General features: G+C 68.1%; 19 protein-coding genes. 7 read left to right on the top strand and 12 right to left on the bottom strand.

What is annotated here, in order from left to right:
• Positions 1–68: 68 nt before the first annotated feature.
• The 5 genes from WS87_RS04420 to grpE form a co-directional block, all read right to left on the bottom strand.
• Positions 69–1,988 (bottom strand): chorismate-binding protein, encoded by a 1,920-nt coding sequence (locus WS87_RS04420; RefSeq protein ID WP_059820480.1) that lies wholly within the window; start codon positions 1,986–1,988, stop codon positions 69–71.
• 4 nt (positions 1,989–1,992) lie between these two features.
• Entirely contained in the window at positions 1,993–3,129 is a 1,137-nt protein-coding gene (gene dnaJ, locus WS87_RS04415; RefSeq protein WP_059820479.1) for a molecular chaperone DnaJ, read from the bottom strand.
• Between the two features lie 253 nt (positions 3,130–3,382).
• A complete protein-coding gene (gene dnaK, locus WS87_RS04410) occupies positions 3,383–5,335 on the bottom strand; it encodes a molecular chaperone DnaK (protein ID WP_059535415.1) in 1,953 nt (650 codons plus the stop codon).
• Between the two features lie 147 nt (positions 5,336–5,482).
• Positions 5,483–5,923, bottom strand: coding sequence for a thioredoxin family protein (locus tag WS87_RS04405; protein WP_059820478.1), 441 nt, complete (start codon positions 5,921–5,923; stop codon positions 5,483–5,485).
• Between the two features lie 10 nt (positions 5,924–5,933).
• Positions 5,934–6,479 carry a nucleotide exchange factor GrpE gene (gene grpE / locus WS87_RS04400; protein WP_059465453.1) on the bottom strand — a complete coding sequence of 182 codons (546 nt, stop codon included), beginning with the start codon at positions 6,477–6,479 and terminating at the stop codon, positions 5,934–5,936.
• 351 nt (positions 6,480–6,830) lie between these two features.
• On the opposite strand from grpE, the gene WS87_RS33930 reads away from it, so the two are divergent.
• Entirely contained in the window at positions 6,831–6,992 is a 162-nt protein-coding gene (locus tag WS87_RS33930; protein ID WP_006476841.1) for a hypothetical protein, read from the top strand.
• Here WS87_RS33930 and WS87_RS04395 read toward each other — a convergent pair.
• The 3 genes from WS87_RS04395 to hrcA form a co-directional block, all read right to left on the bottom strand.
• Positions 6,964–7,371: an RNA-binding S4 domain-containing protein gene (locus WS87_RS04395; RefSeq protein WP_059535412.1), complete on the bottom strand. Its 408-nt coding sequence runs from the start codon at positions 7,369–7,371 to the stop codon at positions 6,964–6,966. The two genes, WS87_RS33930 and WS87_RS04395, sit on opposite strands and share 29 nt — an antisense overlap.
• Positions 7,372–7,376: 5 nt before the next feature.
• Positions 7,377–8,441 carry a ferrochelatase gene (hemH, locus tag WS87_RS04390; RefSeq protein ID WP_059820477.1) on the bottom strand — a complete coding sequence of 355 codons (1,065 nt, stop codon included), beginning with the start codon at positions 8,439–8,441 and terminating at the stop codon, positions 7,377–7,379.
• A gap of 137 nt (positions 8,442–8,578) precedes the next feature.
• Complete coding sequence (gene hrcA / locus WS87_RS04385; RefSeq protein WP_011544637.1) at positions 8,579–9,601, bottom strand: heat-inducible transcriptional repressor HrcA; 1,023 nt, start codon at positions 9,599–9,601, stop codon at positions 8,579–8,581.
• 130 nt (positions 9,602–9,731) lie between these two features.
• Between hrcA and WS87_RS04380 the strand changes: the two genes are divergently transcribed.
• Both WS87_RS04380 and recN read left to right on the top strand, forming a co-directional pair.
• The gene (locus WS87_RS04380; protein ID WP_059535408.1) at positions 9,732–10,634 is read left to right on the top strand and encodes an NAD kinase; all 903 of its coding nucleotides are present in this window, start codon (positions 9,732–9,734) and stop codon (positions 10,632–10,634) included.
• Positions 10,635–10,653: 19 nt separating this feature from the next.
• A complete protein-coding gene (gene recN, locus WS87_RS04375) occupies positions 10,654–12,303 on the top strand; it encodes a DNA repair protein RecN (RefSeq protein WP_059820476.1) in 1,650 nt (549 codons plus the stop codon).
• A 122-nt stretch (positions 12,304–12,425) separates the two neighbouring features.
• On the opposite strand, the gene glnE is transcribed toward recN, so the two are convergent.
• A complete protein-coding gene (gene glnE, locus WS87_RS04370; RefSeq protein ID WP_059820475.1) occupies positions 12,426–15,227 on the bottom strand; it encodes a bifunctional [glutamate--ammonia ligase]-adenylyl-L-tyrosine phosphorylase/[glutamate--ammonia-ligase] adenylyltransferase in 2,802 nt (933 codons plus the stop codon).
• A gap of 228 nt (positions 15,228–15,455) precedes the next feature.
• Between glnE and WS87_RS04365 the strand changes: the two genes are divergently transcribed.
• From WS87_RS04365 to tldD, 3 genes are all read left to right on the top strand, one after another.
• Complete coding sequence (locus WS87_RS04365) at positions 15,456–19,655, top strand: YhdP family protein (RefSeq protein WP_059820474.1); 4,200 nt, start codon at positions 15,456–15,458, stop codon at positions 19,653–19,655.
• A 51-nt stretch (positions 19,656–19,706) separates the two neighbouring features.
• Positions 19,707–20,534 carry a carbon-nitrogen hydrolase family protein gene (locus WS87_RS04360; protein WP_059820473.1) on the top strand — a complete coding sequence of 276 codons (828 nt, stop codon included), beginning with the start codon at positions 19,707–19,709 and terminating at the stop codon, positions 20,532–20,534.
• Positions 20,535–20,627: 93 nt separating this feature from the next.
• Positions 20,628–22,094: a metalloprotease TldD gene (tldD, locus tag WS87_RS04355; protein ID WP_059451318.1), complete on the top strand. Its 1,467-nt coding sequence runs from the start codon at positions 20,628–20,630 to the stop codon at positions 22,092–22,094.
• Positions 22,095–22,204: 110 nt separating this feature from the next.
• On the opposite strand, the gene WS87_RS04350 is transcribed toward tldD, so the two are convergent.
• The gene (locus WS87_RS04350) at positions 22,205–22,450 is read right to left on the bottom strand and encodes a hypothetical protein (RefSeq protein ID WP_162499718.1); all 246 of its coding nucleotides are present in this window, start codon (positions 22,448–22,450) and stop codon (positions 22,205–22,207) included.
• A 42-nt stretch (positions 22,451–22,492) separates the two neighbouring features.
• Between WS87_RS04350 and aroG the strand changes: the two genes are divergently transcribed.
• A complete protein-coding gene (gene aroG / locus WS87_RS04345; protein ID WP_059465445.1) occupies positions 22,493–23,566 on the top strand; it encodes a 3-deoxy-7-phosphoheptulonate synthase AroG in 1,074 nt (357 codons plus the stop codon).
• Between the two features lie 113 nt (positions 23,567–23,679).
• Here the strand turns inward: aroG and hmpA are convergent, their stop codons facing one another.
• Both hmpA and WS87_RS04335 read right to left on the bottom strand, forming a co-directional pair.
• On the bottom strand, positions 23,680–24,888 hold the full coding sequence (gene hmpA / locus WS87_RS04340; protein WP_059820472.1) for an NO-inducible flavohemoprotein: 1,209 nt from the start codon (positions 24,886–24,888) through the stop codon (positions 23,680–23,682).
• Positions 24,889–24,985: 97 nt separating this feature from the next.
• Complete coding sequence (locus WS87_RS04335; RefSeq protein WP_059535394.1) at positions 24,986–25,537, bottom strand: cob(I)yrinic acid a,c-diamide adenosyltransferase; 552 nt, start codon at positions 25,535–25,537, stop codon at positions 24,986–24,988.
• Positions 25,538–25,663: the final 126 nt, after the last annotated feature.

The raw sequence follows: 25,663 nt of genomic DNA, 5'->3' as shown, positions 1-25,663 counted from the left end.
TTGGATGCCGTGTTGCCGAAGGTCAGCGGTGCCAGTTCTTCCGGCACGCGGCCCCGTCGTTCATCGCGTCATTTCAATACCGCATCGAGCGCGCCGCGCAGTGCATTGGTCAGCAGCAGCGCCTCGGCGCGCGCCAGATCGTCGAGCTTGACGACGCGCTCCTCGGCGCCGAATGTGCGGTCGTCGAGCAGCACGCCGCGCATCACGCCCGGCAGCACGCCGCTCGACAGCGGCGGGGTCACCCACCGGCCGCCGAGCTTCACGAACAGGTTCGAACGGCCGCCTTCCGTCACCTCGCCGCGCTCGTTGACGAACAGCATGTCGAAGCCGCCAAGCGCCTCCGCCGCCTGCCATGCGCGGTCGTATTCGGCACGGCGCGTCGTCTTGTGCAGCAGCAGCGTGTCGTCCGTGCGGGTCGGTGCGAAGCCGTGCGCGGACGCAAGCATCACGCCGACCGGCCCGGCGGGCAGCGGTTTCAGCGTCGCGGTCGTGATGTCGACCGTGCCATCCTTCGCGAGCGCGAGCTTCATCCGGTACGGACCGTCGCCGTCGAGCGCCGCGCAGCGCGCGTCGATCTCGCCGCGCAACGCATCGGTGTCGAGGCGGAAGCCGAATGCGTCCGCGCTGCGCCGCAGCCGCGCGAGATGGCGCTCGAGATGCCGGATGCCGTCCGCACGCGTCGCGGCGGTGGTTTCGAACAACTGGAAGCCGGGATCGGCGTCGGTCAGGAATCGCGCTTTCAATTCGCACTCCGCATATTCGTCGGCGGCGACGCTGTCGAGCACGATGCCCGCGCCGACACCCATCGTGCCGCGCCGCCGGCCGGCGGCGGCCGTTGCCGCGTCACGCGTGTCGATCGTTGCGGCGGCATCGACATCGACCGTCTCGAGCGTCAGCGTCCGGATCGCGACCGACAGGCAGAAATCGCCGCAGCCGGCCGCATCGTCGGGCGACGCATCGCCTGCCGATGCGCGTTCCGTCGGTGCGTCGAGCCAGCCGATCGCGCCCGTATAGAGCCCGCGCGGCGTCGACTCGATCGCGTCGATCAGTTCCATCGTCTTGTGCTTCGGCGCACCGGTGATCGATCCGCACGGAAACAGCGCGCGCAGCATCTGCGCGAACGTGGTGCCGTCGCGCCAGCCGGCCTCGACCGTCGACGTCATCTGCCATACCGATGCGTACGGCTCGACCGAGAACAGCGCCGGCACCCTGACCGTGCCCGTGCGCGCGATCCGCGACACGTCGTTGCGCAGCAGGTCGACGATCATCACGTTTTCCGCGCGGTTCTTCGGATCGTTCGCGAGGAACGCGGCGGCCGCCGCGTCGTCGCGCGGATCGGCCGAGCGCGGCGCCGTGCCTTTCATCGGCCGCGCGCGCAGCACGTCGCCGTGCTTCTCGACGAACAGCTCCGGCGAGCACGACACGACCCACGCACCGTCGGGCAGCGCGATCAGCGCGCCATAACGCACCGGCTGACGCGCGCGCAGCCGCCGGTACAGCGCGAGCGGCGTGCCGAACATGTCGAAATTCAGCCGGTACGTGTAGTTGATCTGGTACGAATCGCCCGCGCGCAGCGCGTCGTGCACCGCGGCGATCGCCGCGTCGAACGCGTCGCGCGACACGCTCTTCGCAACATGCGCGACGCCCGCGATCGACGGCGGGCCGCCGCCGTCCTGCTGCGCGAGCCACGCGTCGACTTCGTCGCGCGACAGGCGCTCGCAGCGCGCATACAGCAAAAAGCGCAGCGGGGCATGGCCCGGCTGCGCTCTTTCAAGATTGCGTCCGAATTCGTAATCGCCGACGACGACCGCATGCAGCCCGTCGCGCAGATCCTGCGCCACCGCCGCATCGAGCTCGTCGAGCCGTGCCGGATCCGTGCACACGCGTTCGCGCACGAAACCGGAATACAAACGACTCGACCGCGCGGACGCGGTCGAGTCGCAATCGTCCAAGAGCGCGAACGACGCGCTCTCGTTGCCTTCAGTCATGCCGTTACTCGAAGAAGCTTTTCACCCGGTCGAACCAGCTCTTGCTCTGCGGGCTGTGACGCGCACCGCCCTCGGCCAGCGACTTCTCGAACTGCTTGAGCAGGTCGCGCTGCTGGTCGGTCAGCTTCACGGGCGTCTCGACCTGCACGTGTACGTACAGATCGCCCGCGATGCTCGAACGCAAACCCTTGATCCCCTTGCCGCGCAGGCGGAACGTCTTGCCCGACTGCGTGCCTTCCGGCACCGGGAACGTCGCACGGCCGGCCAGCGTCGGCACCTCGATCTCGCCGCCGAGCGCGGCGGTCGTGAACGGAATCGGCATCTGGCAGTGGAGATCGTCGCCGTCGCGCTCGAACACCGAGTGCGGCTTGATGTGGATCTCGACGTACAGGTCGCCCGGCGGCCCGCCGTTGATGCCCGGCTCGCCGTTGCCGGCCGAGCGGATCCGCATCCCGTCGTCGATGCCGGCCGGGATCTTCACTTCGAGCGTCTTGGTTTCCTTCACCTTGCCCGACCCGTGGCAGTGCGCGCACGGCTCGGGAATGTAGGTGCCGGTGCCGTGACACTTCGGGCAGGTCTGCTGGATGCTGAAGAAGCCCTGCGACATGCGCACCGTGCCCTGGCCGTGGCAAGTCGGGCAGGTTTCCGGCTTCGTGCCGGGCTTCGCGCCCGACCCGTGACAGACTTCGCACGACACCCAGCTCGGCACGCGGATCTGCGTGTCGTAGCCGTGCGCGGCCTGCTCGAGCGTGATTTCCATGCTGTAGCGCAGGTCGGCACCGCGATACACCTGCGGACCGCCGCGGCCACCACGCGCGGCACCGCCCGCGGCCTGACCGAAGATGTCGCCGAAGATGTCGCCGAACGCATCCGCGAAGCCGCCGAAACCCTGTCCGCCCGCACCACCCATGTTCGGATCGACGCCCGCATGGCCGTACTGGTCGTACGCCGCGCGCTTCTGGTCGTCCGACAGCATTTCATAGGCTTCCTTCACTTCCTTGAAATGCTCTTCCGCATCCTTGCTGTCCGGATTGCGGTCAGGGTGATACTTCATCGCAAGCTTGCGATACGCCTTCTTGATTTCGTCGTCGCTCGCATTCTTCGCGACGCCCAGAACCTCGTAGTAATCCCGTTTCGCCATATCGATTCGCTGTGCCGTCGCGCGTCACGCACGCGGCGGCTCCTTTCGCCCGCAGTAAAGTCTCTCGACTCGTCTGGCGCTGCGCCGTCCGCGGACGGCTCGCGCAGCACCCGCCAAAAAACAAATGTGCCCGGAGGGCCGCGAAGCCCGCCAGGCGTGGAGTCGATCCGGCCATCCGGAAGGAAAGACAGACCGCTGTTCAGCCGCGCCGCGCGCGTGTCGCGCGCGGCGTGCGGTGCCATGGCAACCCGGCTTAGTCCTTCTTCACTTCCTTGAACTCGGCGTCGACGACGTCGTCCGCAGCCTGCTGCGCACCGCCCGCATGGGCCGCGCCTTCCGCTGCACCCGCCGCGCCGGCCGCACCGGCCTGCTGCGCCTGCATGTCGGCGTACATCTTTTCGCCGAGCTTCTGCGAAGCCTGACCGAGTTCCTCGACCTTCGCGTCGATCGCCGCCTTGTCGGCCGACGTATCCTTCAGCACGTCCTCGAGCGACTTCAGCGCCGCTTCGATCTTTTCCTTCTCGCCCGCGTCCAGCTTGTCGCCGTACTCGGTGAGCGCCTTCTTCGTGCTGTGGACCAGCGCGTCGCCCTGGTTGCGCGAATCGGCCAGCTCGCGCAGCTTGTGGTCTTCCGCTGCGTTCGCTTCCGCGTCCTTGATCATCTGGTCGATTTCAGCGTCGGACAGGCCCGAGTTCGCCTTGATCGTGATCTTGTTTTCCTTGCCGGTCGCCTTGTCCTTCGCGCCAACGTGCAGGATGCCGTTCGCGTCGATGTCGAAGGTCACTTCGATCTGCGGCACGCCGCGCGGCGACGGCGGGATGCCTTCGAGGTTGAACTCGCCGAGCAGCTTGTTGCCTGCCGCCATCTCGCGTTCGCCCTGGAACACCTTGATCGTCACGGCCGACTGGTTGTCGTCTGCCGTCGAATACACCTGTGCGTGTTTCGTCGGGATCGTCGTGTTCTTGTTGATCATCTTCGTCATCACGCCGCCGAGCGTCTCGATGCCGAGCGACAGCGGGGTCACGTCGAGCAGCAGCACGTCCTTGCGGTCGCCCGACAGCACCTGGCCCTGGATCGCCGCGCCGACTGCGACGGCTTCGTCCGGGTTCACGTCACGGCGCGGATCCTTGCCGAAGAACTCCTTCACCTTCTCCTGCACCTTCGGCATGCGGGTCTGGCCGCCGACCAGGATCACGTCGTCGATGTCCGACACCTTGACACCGGCGTCCTTGATCGCGATGCGGCACGGTTCGATCGTGCGCTCGACCAGATCCTCGACCAGCGCTTCCAGCTTCGCGCGGGTGATCTTCAGGTTCAGGTGCTTCGGACCCGATGCGTCGGCCGTGATGTACGGCAGGTTGATTTCGGTCTGCTGGCTCGACGACAGCTCGATCTTCGCCTTTTCAGCGGCTTCCTTCAGGCGCTGCAGCGCGAGCACGTCCTTCGACAGGTCGACGCCCTGCTCCTTCTTGAACTCGCCGATGATGTAATCGATGATGCGCTGGTCGAAGTCTTCGCCGCCGAGGAACGTGTCGCCGTTGGTCGACAGCACTTCGAACTGCATTTCGCCGTCGACGTCCGCGATCTCGATGATCGACACGTCGAACGTGCCGCCGCCGAGGTCATACACGGCGATCTTGCGGTCGCCCTTCTCGGCCTTGTCGAGGCCGAACGCGAGCGCGGCCGCGGTCGGCTCGTTGATGATCCGCTTGACTTCGAGGCCCGCGATGCGGCCGGCGTCCTTGGTCGCCTGACGCTGGCTGTCGTTGAAGTACGCCGGCACCGTGATCACGGCTTCCGTGACCGGCTCGCCGAGGTAGTCTTCGGCCGTCTTCTTCATCTTGCGCAGCACTTCCGCCGAAACCTGCGGCGGCGCCAGCTTCTCGCCGTGCGCTTCGACCCATGCGTCGCCGTTGTCGGCCTTGATGATCGCGTACGGCATAAGGCCGATGTCCTTCTGGACTTCCTTCTCTTCGAAACGGCGGCCGATCAGGCGCTTCACCGCGAACAGCGTGTTCTTCGGGTTGGTCACGGACTGACGCTTGGCCGGTGCGCCGACGAGCACTTCGTTATCGTCCATGTAGGCGATGATCGACGGCGTCGTGCGCGTGCCTTCCGAGTTCTCGATGACCTTGACCTGGTTGCCTTCCATGATGGCGACGCACGAGTTCGTGGTGCCGAGGTCAATACCGATGATCTTTCCCATTTTTCCTAATCTCCAGAAATGCCTGTTTGCTGCGCGAAACTCCGCGTTTTTGGGCAGTTTCGCGCGCCAGAATTCAACTCTGTTCCCGAAATGCGTCCGGCCGATCCGTTTTCAAGACCCGCCAGGCGATGCGGATATTAAATTTTTTCAATCGACGCCGGTAGCCGGATCGTGCGGACCATCGTCGCGGTCCGACGGCGTGCCGGCCGCCGCGGCGATCTTCGCGCGCGCCGCCGACACCGCCGCCTGGAACTGCGCGAGGCCATGCCAGCCGGTCGCGCGGCCGAGCCGCTTGCCGCGGTGGAAAAAGACCCACGTCGGCACGCCGTGCAGGCCGAAGCGGCGCCCCAGCTCATGATGTTCGTACACGTTGCAATGGAACCACTTCAGGTCCAGCGCGCGGATCGCGTCCGGCTGGGCGAGCATCGCCTTCTTCGCGATCTCGCAGTTGAAGCAGTCGACGCCCCAGAAGAACATCACCGCGAGCGCGTCGCCGGCGCCGGCGATCCCGGCGTCGAACGTGTCGGCCGCCAGCGCCTGCATGTCGAACGCTTCGAACGCGGCCGGATCGACGCCGGCGGGAACCATCGCGGCAGCCTTACTTCGGCTGGGCGACCGTGACGAGCGCCGGGCGCAGCACGCGGTCCGCGATCGTGTAGCCCTTTTGGAGGACGGTCACGACGGTATTCGGCTCCTGATCGGCCGGCACCATCGAAATCGCCTGGTGCTGGTGCGGATCGAACTTCTCGCCGACCGGGTTGATCGCGACGACGCGGCCCTTCTCGAGCGCGCTCGTCAGCTGGCGCAGCGTCAGCTCGACGCCTTCGCGCACCTTCGTGATGTCGCCGGACGTGTCGCTGACGGCGGCCTCGAGGCTGTCCAGCACGGGCAGCAGGTGCTCCGCGAAGCCTTCGATCGCAAACTTGTGCGCCTTCGAGACATCTTCCTGCGCACGGCGGCGGACGTTCTCGGTCTCGGCCTTCGCCCGGAGGAAGCTCTCCTGCAGCTCGGCGACCTTGGCTTGAGCCTCCGCGAGCGCCGCGTCGGCTGCTTCGGCGGCGGGAGCAGCGCCTTGCGCCGCCTGCTTCTCGCTGCCGATGTCTTCGGCCGATTGGGTAGCCGGGTTCTCTTGCGTGTTTTCCATGTCGCTGAAAGTCGATTAGAGGTTGAAGCCAAATCGGCAACCGCCGGACCGTATGCCGGCGGCACCGCACATTGTTGGTGCAAATAAGGGCGAAAATTGCGATTTCAAGAGGGTTATTCGCCGGCATTCGCCAATACCGCGAAACAACCGCGCTGCGCGTCGCCCGATTGCGCGCATTTGTCGCCAGATTGGACGAAACGGCCTGTAACAACGCTTACCAGGCAAGTACTAGCCCGGCACAGGGGGCTGCACTACACTCCACTCAAGCGTCGAGAAAGCGCGTTTACCCTAGCTTACCGCCGCCTGACATCCACCTGGCGCTGCATTCACCGTCCCATCGAGGCGAGTACCGTGAAACTGACCTTTGCCATATCGGTGGTCGCGCTGGTACTGATTGCCGGCACCACCACCATCTGCCTGTCCGGAGCCGTGACCGACCGCACGACCGAATACGGAAGCGCGCGGGCGACGTTCGACCAGATGTTCAGCTCCCACCAGAAAATCTGTCGATGATGCGCCGGTCGCGCTTGGTCGGCCGGCCGTGCAGTTCCGCCGCCGGCTCGCGATACGTGCGGCGCCGCTCCAGTTCGGCGAGCCGCGCGACGCGCCCCGCTTCCGTTTCCTCGTAAAGCGTCTGCGCGATGCTCGCGGGCCCCCGCACGTCGCAAATGCCCAGCACGGCAATGTGCCAGACGACACCGTCGATCGCAATCTCGACCTCGTCGCCGACGCGCACGTCCTTCGCCGGCTTGACCGCCGCACCGCCGATCTTCACGTGGCCCTTGTCGACCGCGTCGGACGCGAGCGAGCGCGTCTTGAAGAAGCGCGCTGCCCATAGCCATTTGTCGATGCGCAGCTTCGCGCCGGGTTCCGTCGAAATCTTGTAGTTCATCGCGCTCAACTCACCGTTTCGGGCTGTGCGGCCTTCACCGGCCAGCCCAGCAGATTCTCGGCGACAATCTCGCCCACCGCGCCGATCCACGCGGGCGCGCCGTTCAGGCACGGAATCCGGTGGAAGGCCTGGCCGCCGCCGGCGATGAATTCGTCGCGCACCTCCATCCCGATCTCCTCGATCGTCTCCAGACAATCAGCCGTAAAACCGGGACAGAACACGTCCGCTCGCCGCACGCCGGCCTCACCGAGTTCGCGCAGCGTCGGCGCCGTATACGGCTGCAGCCACTCGGCCTTGCCGAAGCGCGACTGGAACGTCACGCGGCACTCGAGCGTCGACAACCCGAGCGCGGCCATCAGCAGCGCGCCCGTCTGCTGGCACTGTTCATGATAGGGGTCGCCCAGGTCGAGCGTGCGTTTCGGCACCCCGTGAAAGCTCAGCACGAGCTTGTCGCCGGCCGCAAAGTCGGGCCGGCCGTGCTGCGCCCAGTACTGGCGCACCTGCTCGGCGAGCGCATGGATGTAGGCGGGATGGTCGGCATATTGCCGCACCGTGCGCACTTCCGGCTGGTTGCGCATCCGCGCGAGCGCGGCGAATGCGGCATCGAATGCGGTCGCGGTGGTGGACGCCGAGTATTGCGGATACATGGGCATCAGCAGCACGCGCTCGACGCCCGCGCGCTTGAACTGCGCGAGTGCCTGCGCAATGCCCGGGCTGCCGTAGCGCATCGCGTAGTCGACCGTCACCTGGTAGTCGTTCGATGCGAGCAGGTGGCGCACGCCTTCGGTCTGGCGCTCGGTGTACACGCGCAGCGGCGAGCCCTCGGGCATCCAGACGGCCGCGTATTTCTTCGCGGACGCGCGGCCGCGCAGCGGCAGGATCAGCGTGCGCAGCAGCACCTGCCAGACGACCTGCGGGATTTCGACGACGCGGGGATCCGACAGAAATTCGGCCAGATAGCGCCGCACCGCGCGCGGCGTCGGGGCGTCGGGCGTGCCGAGATTGATCAGCAGCACGCCGATGCGATGGGCGGCCGCAACGCTCGAAGGCGGCTCAAGATCGAAACGCATGGGCAGGAACGTGCTCGGGGCACGCAGTCGGACGGCCCTCAATTATAGCGGGCCGCTCGCTCGGGTCGGCTGGCCGTTCGGCCGACTGGCGGCGCACGCGGCGTCGCGGCACGATGGCGGAACGGTGTCGGTTCGGGTTATTGCTGACTCAGCGTGAGCGACAGCAGCCGAGCGGTGATGTCGACGATCGGAATCACGCGGTTGTACGCCATGCGGGTCGGGCCGATCACGCCGAGCGTGCCGACGATCTGGCCGTTCACCTCGTAGGGCGCGGTCACGACGCTCATTTCCTCGATCGGCACCAGCGTCGATTCGCCGCCGATGAAGATCTGCACGCCCTGGGCGTGGCTCGACACGTCGAGCAATTGCAGGAGGCCCGTTTTTTGGTCAAACACGTCGAACAGCTTGCGCAGCCGCGCCATGTCGGACGACAGATCCGCCACTTCGAGCAGGTTGCGCTCGCCGGAAATGAGCACGGTGTCCTCGGTGTCGGGCACCTCGGTGCTGGCCGTCACGGCCGCGTGCATCAGCGTGGTCATGTCGCCGCGCAGCTGGTCGATCTCGTCGCGCAGGCGGCGGCGCACCTCGTCGAACGACAGCCCGGCGAAATGCGCGTTGATGTAGTTGGACGCCTCGGTGAGCTGCGACGGCGAATAGTCGCGCGGCGTCGCGAGCATCCGGTTCTGCACGTCGCCCTCGGGCGTGACGATGATCAGCAGGATGCGCTTGTCCGACAGCCGCATGAACTCGATCTGCTTGAACACGTGGCTGCGGCGCGGCGTCAGCACGACACCCGCGAACTGCGACAGGTTGGACAGCACGCTCGCCGCTGCGGCCACCACCCGCTGCTGCGGTTCGCCGGCCTGCAGCGTGTTCTGCACCTGGCGCGCAACGGCCTCGGCATCGATCGGCGCCTCGACCGTCAGCATCGTGTCGACGAACAGGCGATAGCCGCGCGGCGTCGGCACGCGGCCGGCCGACGTGTGTGGGCTCGACACGAGGCCGAGCTCCTCCAGGTCGGACATCACGTTGCGGATCGTTGCCGGGCTCAGCTCGAGCCCCGAGTAACGGGACAACGTGCGCGAGCCGACCGGCTGACCGTCGGCGATATACCGTTCGATCAGGGTTTTCAGGAGGGTTCGTGCGCGAGGATCTAGCATGGTGGAAAATTTTAGCGCAACCGCGCGAGCACGGCGAGTGGCCGCGGCCACTGTCGCGCGGGCTGACCGATCCGGCCCCGTCTTCACACAGCCGGTTCTTTTCGTCAACGAGCTATGGTGTAATGCCGGCATGAAAACCGGTAATCAGTTCAATACTGTCGCGCTCGTGGGCCGGAGCAACACGCCCGGCATCGCCGAGCCGCTCGCCACGCTGGCTGGCTGCATCGCGAAGCTCGGCTTCGAGGTCGTGTTCGAAGCCGAAACCGCGCGCGAGATCGGCATCTCCGGCTATCCGGCGCTCACTCCGGCTGAAATCGGCGCGCGCGCGGACGTGGCGGTCGTGCTCGGCGGCGACGGCACGATGCTCGGCATCGGCCGCCAGCTCGCGCCGTACAAGACACCGCTGATCGGGATCAACCACGGGCGGCTCGGCTTCATCACGGACATCGCGGCGGCCGACATGCAGGCGCGCGTCCCGGTGATCCTGTCGGGCAAGTTCGAGCGCGAGGAGCGCTCGCTGCTCGAGGCCCGGATCGTGCGCGACGGCGAACCGATCTACCACGCACTCGCGTTCAACGACGTCGTCGTGAACCGCAGCGGCTTTTCCGGGATGGTCGAATTGCGTGCGTCGGTCGACGGCCGGTATATGTACAACCAGCGTTCGGACGGCCTGATCGTCGCCACGCCGACCGGCTCGACCGCGTACGCGCTGTCGTCGGCCGGGCCGATCCTGCACCCGCAACTCCAGGGCATCGTGCTCGTGCCGATCGCGCCGCATGCGCTGTCGAACCGGCCGATCGTGCTGCCCGACGATTCGAAGATTGCGATCCAGATCGTCGGCGGCCGCGACGTCAACGTGAACTTCGACATGCAGTCGTTTACCGCGCTGGAGCTGAACGACACGATCGAGGTGCGCCGCTCGAAGCATACGGTGCCGTTCCTGCATCCGGTCGGCTACAGCTATTACGCGACGCTGCGCAAGAAGCTGCACTGGAACGAACACGCATCGAACGAAGACGACAAGGCGTCCTGACGCACCTGAGCCCGACACCATGCTTCGCCACCTCTCGATTCGCGACTTCGTCATCGTCGCCGCGCTCGATCTCGAATTCGATAGCGGCTTCACCGTCTTTTCCGGCGAAACCGGCGCCGGCAAATCGATCCTGATCGACGCCCTCGCCCTCGCGCTCGGCGAACGCGCCGACGCGAGCGTCGTGCGCGCCGGCTGCGGCCGCGCCGACATCACCGCCGAATTCACGCCGCACGACCGCGTCGCGCGCTGGCTCGATGAACACGCGTTCGACGCCGAGGACACCGTGATGCTGCGCCGCGTGATCGACGCGAACGGCCGCTCGCGCGCATTCATCAACGGCACCAGCGCGACGCTCGCGCAGCTGCGCGAGCTCGGCGAGATGCTGGTCGACATCCACGGCCAGCACGCGCACCAGTTGCTGATGCGTCCCGATGCGCAGCGCGAGCTGTTCGACACGCACGCGGGGCTCGTCGCCGATGCCGCGAACGTCGCACGCGCGTGGCGCGTCTGGCGCGACGCGACGCAGGCGATCGACGCCGCGAAGGCGCACGAGCGCGAACTGCAGCTCGAACGCGAGAAGCTCGCATGGCAGCTCGCCGAGCTCGACAAGCTCGCACCGCAACCGGGCGAATGGGACGAAGTCGGCAGCGAGCACAAGCGCCTGTCGCATTCGGCGAACCTGATCGCCGGCGTGCAGGGTGCGCTCAACGCGCTGTCCGAGGCCGACGACGCGATGCTCCCGCAGCTCGGCGCAATCGTGTCGAAACTGCGCAGCCTGGCCGACTACGACACGGGGCTCGGCGACGCGCTCGCATCGCTCGAACCGGCCGAGATCCAGCTGCAGGAAGCCGTCTATTCGCTGTCGCACTACGCGCAGCGCCTCGATCTCGACCCGGCCCGGCTCGCGCAGGTCGAGACGCGCCTCGACGCGCTGCACTCGACCGCCCGCAAGTTCCGGCTGCCGCCCGACACGCTGCACGAGGAACATGCGGCACGCCGCGCGCAGCTCGCCGCGCTCGACGCAGCCGCCGATCTCGGCGCGCTCGAAGCCGCGCAGGCCAAGGCATGGGAAGCCTATCTCACCGACGCGAAACACCTGTCGAAGGCGCGCGCGCAGGCCGCGAAGGCGCTCGGCACGGCCGTCACGGCGGGCATGCAGGAACTGTCGATGGCAGGAGGCAGCTTCGAAGTCGCGCTCGTGCCGCTCGCCGATGGCGGCCCGCACGGGCTCGAGCAGGTCGAATTCCGAGTCGCCGGGCACCCTGGCGTACCGCTGCGGCCGCTCGCGAAAGTCGCGTCGGGCGGCGAACTCGCCCGGATCAGCCTTGCGCTCGCGGTGATCGCGAGCGCCGCCAGCCCGACACCGACGCTGATTTTCGACGAGGTCGACACGGGCATCGGCGGCGGCGTCGCCGAGGTGGTCGGCCGCCTGCTGCATCAGCTCGGACGTGACCGCCAGGTACTGTGCGTGACGCACCTGCCGCAGGTCGCCGCACGCGGCGACCATCACTTCCAGGTCGCGAAGGGTGCCGACGACCGCGGCAGCACCGTCTCGTCGGTCGTCCCGCTCGACAAGGCGAGCCGGGTCGAGGAAGTCGCCCGGATGCTCGGCGGGCTCGAGATCACCGCGACGACGCGCAAACACGCGAAGGAAATGCTGGCGGCCTGACGCGGGTCCCCCGAAAGCGAAAAGACCGGCGCATGCGCCGGTCTTTTTTCATCGGCAGCAGCGGCCACCCGATCGCGCCCGCCCTGCCCCGGTGATTCGAACGCTCGATTCGAACGCCCGACTCAAACCCCCGTTTCGACCGCGCCGAACACCCGCTCCCACAACGCCGTCACAGCCGCCCGCTCGTCGGCCACCAGCGCCGGATCGACCCGCGCCTTTTCCATCCCGTCGAGCCGCAGCTTGTGCTGCAGCTTCCGGTACTTGCGGTACGCGGCGCCGACGCGCTCGGCTTCGTCCTCGCCCATCAGCCCGAACCGGGCGACCTCGCGCAGCAGTGCGATGTTGCCGGTGTTGCGGATCAGCTCGGCATCGCTCGACGCATGCAGCAGCACCCAGTACTGGACGATGAATTCGATGTCGACCATCCCGCCGCGATCGTGCTTCAGGTCGAACAGGTCCGTCTGGTTCGGGTGGCCGGCGAACACCTTGCCACGCATGTCGACGATCTCCTTCGCGAGCACCGCCCCGTCGCGCGGCGTCGTCAGCACCTGCTGACGGATCGCCTCGAAGTCCGCGCCAATCTGCGTGTCGCCCGCGCTGTAGCGGGCACGCGTCAGCGCCTGGTGCTCCCACACCCACGCGGTGTTCGCGGCGTCGCCCTCGCGCAGTTGGTAGCGGCGGAACGCGTCGAGATCGGTCACGAGCAGTCCGGCCTCGCCGTTCGGCCGCAGCCGCAGGTCGATGTCGAACAGCGCGCCCGCGCCGGTCGCGGTCGTGAGCCACGTGATCAGCCGTCGCGTGAAGGTCGTGTAGACGTCCGCCGAGCGCTCGTCGGGGTCGTCGTACAGAAAGATCAGGTCGAGATCCGACGCGTAGCCGAGCTCCTTGCCGCCGAGCTTGCCGTACGCGATCACCGCGAACTTCGGCACGTCGCGGTGGCGCTTCGCGAGCTGCGACCAGACCACCTCGATCGTCACGTCGAGCACCGCGTCGGCGAGCTCCGACAGACGATCGCTCACGTGCTCGACCGACAGTTGGCCCGCCAGATCGATCAGCAGGATGCGAAACACCTCCGCGTGCTGCGCATGCCGCAGCAGGTCCATCTGCTGCTCGGGGCCGTCGGCGGCCGCCAGGCGCGCCCGCAATGCGTCCTTGAACGCGGGCCAGTCGAACGGGCTGGCGATCGCTTCGTCGTCGAGCAGTTCGTCGAGCAATTGTGGATGGCGGATCAGGTAGCCGCCGCCCCAGCGCGTCGCGCCGAGCACCGACAGCACGCGATCGAGCGCGGCCGGATACTCGGTCAGCAGCGCGAGATAGACGCCGCGCCGGCTGACCGTCTCGAGCAGGTCGAACAGCCGCACAATGGTGTCGTCGCGGCGCGCGGCATCGATCCGCGGCGCGGCCTCGAGCGCGCGTTGCGCGACGCTGTCGAAGCGTTGCCGGCTCTTTTCCGGCAGGCCCGCGTAGCGCGACGACTGCGAGATCGCGCGCAGCCGCGCGAGCACGGTCGCCGGATCGCTGAAGCCGAGGCCGTCGAGGCGCGCGCGCAGCGTGTCGTCTTCGCCGTCGTCGGCGAGCGCCCCGCTCCAGATCCACGACGCGGTGGTGTCCTCCCCCGCCGCGCAGGGGCCGCCGTTCGCCTTATCGGCAAAGATCTGGTCGAACTGCGCCTCGACGAAGGTGCGGTAGCCGTCGAGCACCGTCATCAGCGCCGCGTAGTCGGCGAAGCCGAGCGACGCGGCCAGCGCCGCGCGCTCGTTCGGGTCGACCGGCATCGCGTGCGTCTGCGCGTCGTCGCGGTACTGCAGCCGATGCTCGAGCGTGCGCAGGAAGTTGTAGGCGTCGGTCAGGCGCTCGCGCACGTCCTCGCCGATCAGCCCGCGCGCCTGCGCATGGCGCAGCACCGCGAGCGTCGGCCGCACGCGGAATTCCGCATCCTGGCCGCCGCGGATCAGCTGGAACACCTGCGCGCTGAATTCGATCTCGCGGATCCCGCCGCGCCCGAGCTTGATGTCGTCGGCCTTGTCGGGCCGCATCGACGCGCGGCGCGCGGCTTCCTGGCGAATCTGCTGGTGCAGCGAACGGATCGCACCGATCACGCCGAAGTCGAGATAGCGGCGGTACACGAACGGCTTGACGATCGATTCGAGCTGCGACTCGAGCCGCCGCGCCGCGTCGCTGTCGCCTTCCGACACGAGCCGCCCCTTGATCCACGCGTAGCGCTCCCATTCGCGCCCCTGCACGTAGAAATATTCCTCGAGCATCCCGAGGCTGCATACGAGCGGCCCCGAATCGCCGTTCGGGCGCAACCGCATGTCGACGCGAAACACGTAGCCGTCGGCCGTGACTTCGGACAGCACGCCGATCAGGCGCCGGCCGAGCCGCGTGAAGTATTCCTGGGTGGACAGCGGCGAGCGCGTGCCGCCGGCCGTCTCGCCGTCGTCCTCGTAGACGAAGATCAGGTCGATGTCGGACGACACGTTCAGCTCGCGGCCGCCGAGCTTGCCCATCCCGACCACGCCCAGCACGACGCGCTGGCCGTCGGCGCCGCGCGGCTCGCCGTACATCGCCTCGAGTTCGGCCGACAGCAGCGCGAGCGAGCGCTGCACGGCCACCTCGGCGAGATCGGTCATCGCGGACGTCACCTCGGCGACATTCGCGACGCCGCGCAGGTCGCGCTCCGCGACCGCGCCGAACACTTCGACACGCAACTGCCGCAGCGCGCGCTTCAGTTGCTCGTCGCCCGGCGCGGCCGCGCCGGCCGGCGATGCGAGCAGTTCGGTCAGGCGCGCGTCGAGCTGCGCGCGGGCGAGCGGCGCGGCGGCCCACGCGGCGATCTGGTCGGACAGCGCGGGACGCGCGGCCACCGCACGGGCGATATATCGGGAGTAGGACGGGCTGATCAGGGCGGAAGCGTCGGTCATCGAAAAGCGGGCCTGGCGGTAAGGCCCGCCGCCGCGGGAGAACGCTTGCGCGCCCCGCCGCCGACAGGCCCCGTGGACTCGGCGCGGTGTCGCGACGCGGATGCGCCGCCGCGAAAACCGCGCGCCGGAAAGCCCGTGCCGCGCCGCCGCAACGGCCGCCGGCACGAACCCCTGTGATACATTTCAACGTCAGTCTGCAAAACTACCATATCGCCGCCCTTCCGCCGCATGTCCGACCGTCAGGAATCCGCCTTAGCTGAGCCCGAAGCGGGACCTCCGAAGCACGATCATCCAGTCCTGCGTCGCGTGTTCAGGGTGACGCTGGCGGTCGGGATCGGCACGTACTTCGTCGCGGCCGGCGCGTTCCTCGGGCTGCGCTACGTGGTGCTGCCGCGCATCGACGAATTTCGCCCGCGCATCGAGCGCGCGGTGTCCGACAAGCTCCACGCGCAGCTTTCGATCGGCAAACTGTCCCCCCACTGGTCCGGCATGCAGCCGGGCGTCGAAGTCGCCAACCTCACCATTCGCGGCCGTGACGGCCAGATCGCGTTGTCGGTCCCGCACGCGACGGCCGCGTTGTCGTGGATGTCGCTGCTGCGGCTGTCGCCCGCGCTGTCGAGTCTGATCGTCGACCATCCGGATCTCGTCGTCGCGCGCGCGGCCGACGGCTCGCTGAGCATCGCGGGCGTCGGCGTCGCGACCACCCATGGCGGCAACGACACGTTCAGCACCTGGCTGCTGAAGCAGGAAGCGATCGTACTGCGCAACGGCACGCTGCGCTGGCGCGACGCGCAGCACGACGCACCGGAGCTCGCGCTGTCCGGCATCCGCCTCGCGGTGCTCAACCACGGCCGCGAGCACAAGGCCGCGCTGCAGGCGCCCGCGAACGGCACCCTGCTGCTCGGTCCGCTCGATTTCCGCGCGCGTTTCCGGCACAAGCCGCTCGCGCCGATCGGCAAGCCGACGAACTGGACCGGCGACGCGTATCTGTCGACCGGCCCCGTCGACCTGCAGACGCTCGGCCGCTATCTCGACATCCCGCTCACGATCCACGCGGGCCGGATCGACAACGCGATCTGGGCGACCTTCGAGAACGGCCACCTGCGCTCCGCCGGCGGCGACCTGCAGGGCGCCGACGTCGTGCTGCGCGTGCGGCCGACCCAGCCGCGCCTCGACGTGCCGACGGTCGGCTTCGGCTGGGACATGGCGCTGGACACCGGCCGCGACTACACGCTGCACCTGACGCGCTTCAACGCGGAGCTCGGCCAGCCGCCGCTGCCGGACGGCACGCCGCTCGCCCGCTCGCTCGCGCTGTCGACGCTGACCGCCCGCTACCGCGTGCCGGCCGCCGACCAGGGGCAGTTGCTGAGCGTCGTCGGCGACCGCGTCGATCTCGGCATCCTCAGCGAGTTCATCCGCGGGCTACCGCTGCCGGCGCGGCTGCGCAACGAACTGATCAAGCTCGACCCGCGCGGGATGGTGTCGAATTATCACATCGAGGTCGAACGCGCGAAGCCGGCTCGGGCCGAGCTCGCCGACGAAGAGCGTCGCACCGGCGCCGCACCGATCGTCCGCTACCGCTTCCTCGGCGACCTGCAGGGCATCAGCTTCGCCGCGCAGGAGCCGCCTCCCGGCCTCTCGCCGCGCGGCCATCCGCGCGCCGGCTGGCCGGGCGTCGAAAACCTGTGGGGCCGCGTCGACGCGAACGAGACGGGCGGCGCCGCGCACTTCGATACCGTCAACGCAGCGGTCACGGTGCCGGGCGAATTCGACGAGCCGCGCCTCACCTTCGACCGGCTGCGCGGCAACGCGAAATGGGTGATCACGCCGGCGCCGGGCGAGAAGCACGCGCGCGTCGACGTGACGCTGCCCGACCTGTTCGTCGCGAACCCGGATGCGGAAATCGCGGTGTCTGGCTCGTACACGAACCCCGGCCACGGCCGCGGCTCGCTCGACCTGCGCGCGGATTTCGCGCGCGCGTCGGTGGCGCGCATTCCGCGCTACCTGCCGACCGGGATGTCCGAGCACCTGCGCGACTATCTCGGCCATGCGCTGCAGGACGGCCAGGTGACCAAGGGCGCGTCGATCGTCGCCCGCGGCCCGCTCGAGAAATTCCCGTTCGAACACGAGCCGGACGCCGGCGTGTTCCATATCGTCGCGCCGTTCACCGGCGGGCGCTTCGAGCCGACGCCGTACCCGCCGCGCAAGCTCGCGAACGGCACGCCGAGCGTCTGGCCCGCACTCGACGGGATCGACGGCGTGTTCGAGCTCGCGCAGAACAAGCTGTGTTTCGACATCGCGCGCGCGCACTACAAACGCGTCGCGCTGACGAAGGTTGCCGGCCGGATCGACGATCTCGGCAACCCGTCGAAGTCGCCGCTCATCATCGACGGCCATGCGCAAGGCCCGCTCGCGGACCTGATCGACTACGCGGACAACAGCTCGCTCGGCGCGATGAGTGGGCACATCGGCCGGCGGATCGATGCGCAGGGGCCGGCGGCGCTCGCGCTCAAGATCACGATTCCGCAACACGTACCGCATCCGCATACCCACGTCGAAGGCGCACTCGCGTTCGGCGGCAACACGCTGTCGACCGACGGCGTACCGCCGCTGTCCGCGCTGCGCGGCAGCGTGCGTTTTTCGGAGACTGGCGCGTCGCTGCAGGGCCTGTCGGGGCGCTTCCTCGGTGGCCCGGTCCGCGCGAACGGCAACTTCCAGTCGCACGGCCCGTACGCGGTGGACGTCGACGGCAAGCTCGCGCTCGACGCCGCGCGCGGCCTGAACCTGCGCGGCACGGCCGCGGCGCTGCTCGAGCACGTGGTCGGCGACGCACCGTACCAGCTCGCCGTGCGCGGCGCGCCGGGCCGTCTGCCGGAGGTCACCGCGCGTTCCGACCTGACGGGCGTCGCGCTCAACTTCCCGGCGCCGTTCGCGAAACCGGCCGGCACGCCGATGCCGTTCCGCTTCACGCTGCAGCCGGCCGCCCAGGCGGGCGGCAAGCGCCTCGAGCATGCCGACCTGACGCTCGGCCCCGTGGCCGCGACCTACCTGCTCGACGCGACGCCCGGCCAGCCGCTGCGCGCGGTGCGCGGCGCGATGGGTATCCACCGGATGCCCGACCTGCCGCAGGACGGCGTGAGCGCCGCCGTCGACGTCGACGAACTCGATGCCGACGCCTGGCTCGCGCTGGCCCGCACGCTGCAGCACGACGCGCCGCGCGCGCCGGAACCGCAAACCGCGCCGCGCATCGACGTCGCGAGCTTCACGCCGAAGCGCTTCGCGCTCCACTTCGGCACGCTGAAGCTGCTCAAGCGCAACTGGGAAAACGTGATCATCGGCGCGTCGCACATCGACGAGCTGTGGCAGGCGAACATCGCGTCGAACCAGGTCTCCGGCTACCTGTCGTGGGCGCCGGGCGGCGGCCACAACGGCGCGGGCGTGCTGAATGCGCGGCTTGCGAAGCTCGTGATTCCGCAGAGCGCGCAGCACGACCTCGTCGGCCGCGCGATGAACCTGCCGACGCCGACCGACCGGCCGATGCCGTCGGTCGACCTGATCGTCGACCAGGTCGTTGCGCGCGATCACGACATCGGCCGGCTCGTCGTCAATGCGCGCAACATCGAGGAAGACGGCGCGCCGGTGTGGCAGCTCGACAAGCTCGAGCTGGCGAACCCGGCCGCGAAGCTGACGGCGACCGGCAACTGGCGCACGTCGCGCCGCGCGCTGGCCCGCGGCGTCGACGAGAACGATGCACCGCGCCGCAGCGTGTTCGACTTCAAGCTCGACGTCGGCAACGCGGGCGCGCTGCTCGACCTCGTCGGCCTGCCGCGCACGCTGGCGAACGGCCACGGCACGGTGACCGGCAAGGTCGGCTGGCGCGGCGGCCCGACCGCGGTCGATCTGCCGTCGCTCGGCGGCCAGATCGCGCTCGACCTGGAGCACGGTCAGATCCTGAAGGTCGATCCGGGCGCCGCGAAACTGCTCGGCGTGCTGAGCCTGCAGAGTCTCGCGCGCTTCCTGACGCTGAATTTCCGCGACGTGATCGGCAAGGGACTGCCGTTCGACAAGATCACGGGCACCAGCCGGATCTCGAACGGGATCGCACGCACCGACGACTTCTCGATGACGACTGCGCCGGCCAACGTGACCGTGCGCGGCGCGGTCGACCTCGGCACCGAGACGCAGGACCTGCACGCGCACGTCGCGCCGAAGATCGGCGCCGGCACGGCCGCGATCGCGGCCGCGATCATCAATCCGCTGCTCGGCGTCGGCGTGCTGGCGGCGAACTACGCGCTGTCGGAGACGCTGTCGCGCGCGTTCGCGCTCGACTACGCGATCACCGGCTCGTGGGCGCATCCGCACATCGAGCGGGTGCGGGGCGATCAGGGTAAGATGAATCACGGTCCGGCCGATGCGGCGAGCCACTGACGCGCGCAAGGTGCCGGGCCGCACCCCATTTATGATGCAACCGATCCAGCGATGACCGATCACACCCGTTCCGCCACGCCCTTTCGGGTCGCCGCGCTGCAGATGGTGAGCACGCCGGACGTCGCACGCAATCTCGCCGAAGCCGGCCGCCTGATCGCGGAAGCGGCCGGCGACGGCGCGCAGCTCGTGCTGCTGCCCGAGTATTTCTGCTTCATGGGCCATCGCGACACCGACAAGCTCGCGCTCGCCGAACCCTACCGCGACGGTCCGATTCAGCGCTTCCTTTCGGAGGCGGCGCACCGTCACGGCGTCTGGGTGATCGGCGGCACGCTGCCGCTGAAGGCGCCCGAACCCGATCGCGTGCTGAACACGACGCTCGTGTTCGACTCGAGCGGTCACGAAGCGGCCCGCTACGACAAGATCCACCTGTTCAACTTCGAGAAAGGCGACGAATCGTTCGACGAGGCGCGCACGATCCGCGCGGGCGACACGGTCGTCGCGTTCGACGCGCCGTTCGGGCGGGTCGGCCTGTCGGTCTGTTACGATCTGCGCTTTCCGGAGCTGTATCGCAGGATGGGCGACTGCGCGCTGATCGTCGTGCCGTCGGCGTTTACTTATACGACGGGCCGCGCGCACTGGGAAATGCTGCTGCGCGCGCGGGCCGTCGAGAATCAGTGTTACGTGCTCGCGGCCGCGCAAGGCGGCAAGCACGAGAACGGCCGGCGCACCTGGGGCCACAGCATGCTGATCGACCCGTGGGGCGAAATCGTCGCGGTCCGCGACGAAGGCGCGAGCGTCGTGACCGGCGCGCTCGATCCGCAGCGCATCGCCGACGTGCGCCAGAGCCTGCCCGCGTGGCGGCATCGCGTGCTGGCCTGAACATCCGATCCGCCCTGGCGCTTGAAACGCCGCCCGGCCAACCCATCTGCCCAGCACGCACCCGACAACTTTTTGAGAACCCTCGATACCCGCATGAACATCATCGAACCCGGCATCCGCAATCTTGCGCTGGCGAAGGACATCCTCCTCACGCCGTACGGCCTCGACGAGAGCCTGCTCACGCGCACGATCGCCGACATCTTCACGCATCGCGTCGACTACGCGGACCTGTACTTCCAGGCGACCCGCAGCGAAGCGTGGAGCCTCGAGGAAGGCATCGTGAAGTCGGGCAGCTTCAGCATCGACCAGGGCGTCGGCGTGCGCGCGGTCGCGGGCGACCGCACCGCGTTCGCCTACTCGGACGACCTGTCGCCGGAAGCCATCGCCCAGGCGGCCGCGGCCACCAAGGCGATCGCGGCGGCCGGCGGCGGCCGCCAGAAGATCAAGGCGGCGACGTCGCTGAAGGGCATCTCGGGCCGCGACCTGTACCTGCCGTCCGATCCGCTCGCGTCGCTCGACGCGACGGCCAAGGTCAAGCTGCTCGAGCGCATCGAGCAGATGGCGCGCGGTCGCGACCCGCGCGTCACGCAGGTGATGGCGGGGCTCGCCGGCGAATACGACGTCGTGCTGGTCGCGCGCAGCGACGGCGCGCTCGCCGCCGACATCCGCCCGCTCGTGCGCGTGTCGGTCACGGTGATCGCCGAACAGAACGGCCGCCGCGAAATCGGCTCCGGCGGCGGCGGCGGCCGCTTCGACTACGGCTACTTCACCGACGAAGTGCTGTCGCGCTACGTCGACGACGCCGTGCACGCGGCGCTCGTGAACCTCGACGCGCGCCCCGCCCCGGCCGGCGCGATGACGGTCGTGCTCGGGCCGGGCTGGCCGGGCGTGCTGCTGCACGAGGCGATCGGCCACGGCCTCGAGGGCGACTTCAACCGCAAGGGTTCGTCGGCGTTCGCCGGCCGTATCGGCGAGCAGGTCGCCGCGAAGGGCGTGACGGTGGTCGACGACGGCACGCTGCCGAATCGCCGCGGCTCGCTGAACATCGACGACGAAGGCAACCCGACGCAGTGCACGACGCTGATCGAGGACGGCATCCTGAAGGGCTACATCCAGGACACGCTGAACGCGCGCCTGATGAAGATGCCCGTCACCGGCAACGCGCGGCGCGAGTCGTATGCGGCGCTGCCGATGCCGCGCATGACCAACACGTACATGCTGAACGGCGACAAGGATCCGCAGGAAATCATCGCGTCGGTCAAGAACGGCCTGTACGCGGTGAACTTCGGCGGCGGCCAGGTCGACATTACGAACGGCAAGTTCGTGTTTTCGGCGTCCGAGGCGTACATGATCGAGAATGGCAAGATCACCTACCCGGTGAAGGGCGCGACGCTGATCGGCAGCGGCCCGGAATCGCTGAAGTACGTGAGCATGATCGGCAACGACATGTCGCTCGACTCGGGCGTCGGCGTGTGCGGCAAGGAAGGCCAGAGCGTGCCGGTCGGCGTCGGCCAGCCGACCCTGCGGATCGACAAGATGACGGTCGGCGGTACGGCATAACCGCATCGCGGCGCAGACAATCCGCGCATTTCGACGAAAGCGCGCGGATTGTCCGCATTTTCGAGCGTCCCCGGTTGCCAGCGGCCCGACGACCGGGTATAAATTCCGAATCAACTTTTTTGACGAACCGAATCTCCGTCATGTCCGCCAAGTTTTATTTTTACTTTTTTTGGCATCTCAGACCGCTGGCGGATCGAGAGGGTTGATGGCGCGTAAAGCGCAACCGAAATTCCCGAAAAAACCGCCGGCGAACCCGGCGGTTTTTTTTCGCCCTTCGCCAACCGGTCGCTGCCGCAGCACATCCCGCGGCCCCGACCGAAATCACTGAATCGCTTGAATTGATGAATCTGCCGCACGCGCACTGACCGAACGGCGCCCGCAAAATTAGGAGAAACAGCATGCCCCCGCACAACACCGACGACGTCCGCATTCGCGAACTCAAGGAACTGACGCCGCCCGCCCACCTGATCCGCGAATTCGCGTGCTCCGAGGCCGCGTCCGAGCTGATCTACAACTCGCGCCAGTCGATGCACCGCATCCTGCACGGGATGGACGACCGGCTGATCGTCGTGATCGGGCCGTGTTCGATCCACGATACGAAGGCGGCGATCGAGTACGCGGGGCGGCTCGTGAAGGAACGCGAGCGCTTCAAGGGCGAGCTGGAAATCGTGATGCGGGTGTACTTCGAGAAGCCGCGCACGACGGTCGGCTGGAAGGGGCTCATCAACGATCCGCACCTCGACAACAGCTTCAAGATCAACGAAGGGCTGCGCACCGCGCGCGAACTGCTACTGCAGATCAACGAGATGGGGCTGCCGGCCGCGACCGAATACCTCGACATGATCAGCCCGCAGTACATCGCCGACCTGATCTCGTGGGGCGCGATCGGCGCGCGCACGACCGAGTCGCAGGTGCACCGCGAGCTCGCGTCGGGGCTGTCGTGCCCGGTCGGTTTCAAGAACGGCACCGACGGCAACGTGAAGATCGCGGTCGACGCGATCAAGGCCGCATCGCAGCCGCACCATTTCCTGTCGGTGACCAAGGGCGGCCACTCGGCGATCGTGTCGACGGCCGGCAACGAGGACTGCCACGTGATCCTGCGCGGCGGCAAGACGCCGAACTACGACGCGGACAGCGTGAACGCCGCGTGCGCGGACATCGGCAAGGCCGGCCTCGCCGCACGCCTGATGATCGACGCGAGCCACGCGAACAGCTCGAAGAAGCACGAGAACCAGATCCCCGTGTGCGCGGACATCGGCCGCCAGGTGGCGGCCGGCGACGAGCGCATCGTCGGCGTGATGATCGAGTCGCACCTCGTCGAGGGGCGCCAGGACCTGAAGGAAGGCTGCCCGCTGACCTACGGCCAGAGCATCACCGACGCGTGCATCGCGTGGGACGACAGCGTGAAGGTGCTCGAAGGTCTCGCGGAATCGGTGAAGGCACGGCGCGTCGCGCGCGGCAGCGGTAACTGATCGCCGGCAGGCTCGAGGCGGCGCGTGCCGCCCGCGGCCTGCCGCCTGCGCAGCAAGAAAAAGCCCGGCTCGCGCCGGGCTTTTTTCGTTGACGGGCAGCCGCCGTCAGGATTTCACTCGAGCGCGCCCGAGCCGAAGATCTCGGTATTGATGCGCGCCGGCGCGACGCCGAGCGCGACCAGCGCGTCGCGCTGCGCCTTCATGAACGCGATCGGGCCGCAGACGTAGTAGTCGGCATCCGGCACCAGCGCGTATTGCTTCACGCGTTCCGGCGTCAGGCGCCCTTCGAGGTCGTGATCGACGCCGCCCCGGTCGTTCGGGCCGACCAGCTCGTACAGCACCGTGCGCTTCACGTTCGCGTGTTCGCGCACCGTATCGTTCAGCCAATCGCGGAACGCATGCACCGCGCCAGACCGGCATGCGTGGACGAACCGCACCTCGCGCGTACTGCCTTCGCCGGCCAGCGTCGATGCCATCGACACCATCGGCGTCAGGCCGACGCCGCCGGAGATCAGCACGACCGGCGTATCGACGCCGCGCTTCAGCGAGAATTCGCCCATCGGCGCGGTCACTTCGACGATCGCGCCCTCCTCCACGCCGTCATGCATCAGCGTCGACACCTTGCCGGCCGGGATTGCTTCCGGCTGGCCGGCCTCGCGCTTCACCGAGATGCGCAGCCACTTGCCGTGCGGCGCGTCGGACAGGCTGTACTGGCGCGGCTGGTCGACGCCGAGGTCGCCGACGAAACGCTTCACCGTGACGTACTGGCCCGGCGCGAAGGTCGGCGCCTCGCCGCCGTCGGCGGGCGTCAGGTAGAACGACGTGATCTCGTCGCTTTCACGCACCTTGCGGGCGACCTTGAACGGACGGAAGCCGCTCCACGCGGCGCCCGCGTACAGATCGGCCTCGGCGCCGATCAGGATCTGCGCGAGCTGGCCGTACGCGACACGCCATGCCTCGAGCGTCTGAGCATCGACCGCGTCGCCGAGCACTTCGACGATCGACGCAAGCAGGTTCTCGCCGACGATCGGGTAATGCTCGGGACGGATGTTCAAGCTCGCGTGCTTGTGCGCGATATGCGACACCGCCCCGCCGAGCGCGCCGAGGTTGTCGATGTTCGCCGCATATGCATAGACCGCCTTCGCGAGCGTTTCCGGCTGGCTGCCGGTCTTCTGATGCGTCTGGTTGAACAGATTCTTCAGTTCCGGATGGCGCGCGAACATGCGCTGGTAGAAGTGCTTCGTGATCGTCGCGCCGTGCACGGCGAGGACAGGGGCAGTGGCCTTCACACGAGCCATCTGGTCAGCAGTGATGTGGGTCATGTTCGTATTCTCCGTTAAACATGCTCATACGATACATCTTTAAAAATCGACGGCCCCCCGGGCAAATTGTCGCAGTGCGCAAGAACGCGGCCGCGCGTCAGCGGACGCGCCCGCGCTCCCACAGCACGTCCGAACCGCCACCCGCGCGGTTCAGCACGCGCGCCAGCACGAACAGCAAGTCCGACAGCCGGTTCACGTAACGTCGCGGCGCATCATTGAGCGCGTCGTTCCGTCCGAGCGCGACGATCGAGCGCTCCGCGCGGCGGCACACCGTCCGGCATACGTGCGCGAGCGACGCCGCGCGCGAGCCGGCCGGCAGGATGAATTCCTTCAGCGGCGGCAGCGTCGCGTTGTAGTCGGCGAGCCACCGGTCGAGGCGCGCGAGGTGCGTGTCGTCGAGCACCGCATGGCCGGGAATGCACAGCTCGCCGCCGAGATCGAACAGGTCATGCTGGATCGTGACGAGCGCGGTGCGCACGTCGTCCGGCAGCGGCTCGGCGAGCAGCACGCCGAGGTTCGAGTTCAGTTCGTCGACGTCGCCGATCGCGGCGATCCGCGCGTCGTCCTTGCCGATGCGCCGTCCGTCGCCGAGGCCCGTGGTGCCGTCGTCGCCCGTGCGCGTCGCGATCTTGCTCAAGCGGTTACCCATGCGAATGTCCTCTCGTGCGCGGCCGCGATGCGGCCCGGTTGCCCAGGAACGCGATTATCGCAGCCCGCGGCGGCTGGTGCAGCGGGCGTTACAGCGTAGAATGGGCCGAAAGTTTGACAAGCAGTC

It is taken from the genome of Burkholderia sp. MSMB0856, from assembly GCF_001524645.2.
Lineage (GTDB): Bacteria > Pseudomonadota > Gammaproteobacteria > Burkholderiales > Burkholderiaceae > Burkholderia > Burkholderia diffusa.
The sequence above is the reverse complement of the archived record's forward strand: the minus strand, read 5'-3'. Positions and strand labels throughout refer to the sequence as shown.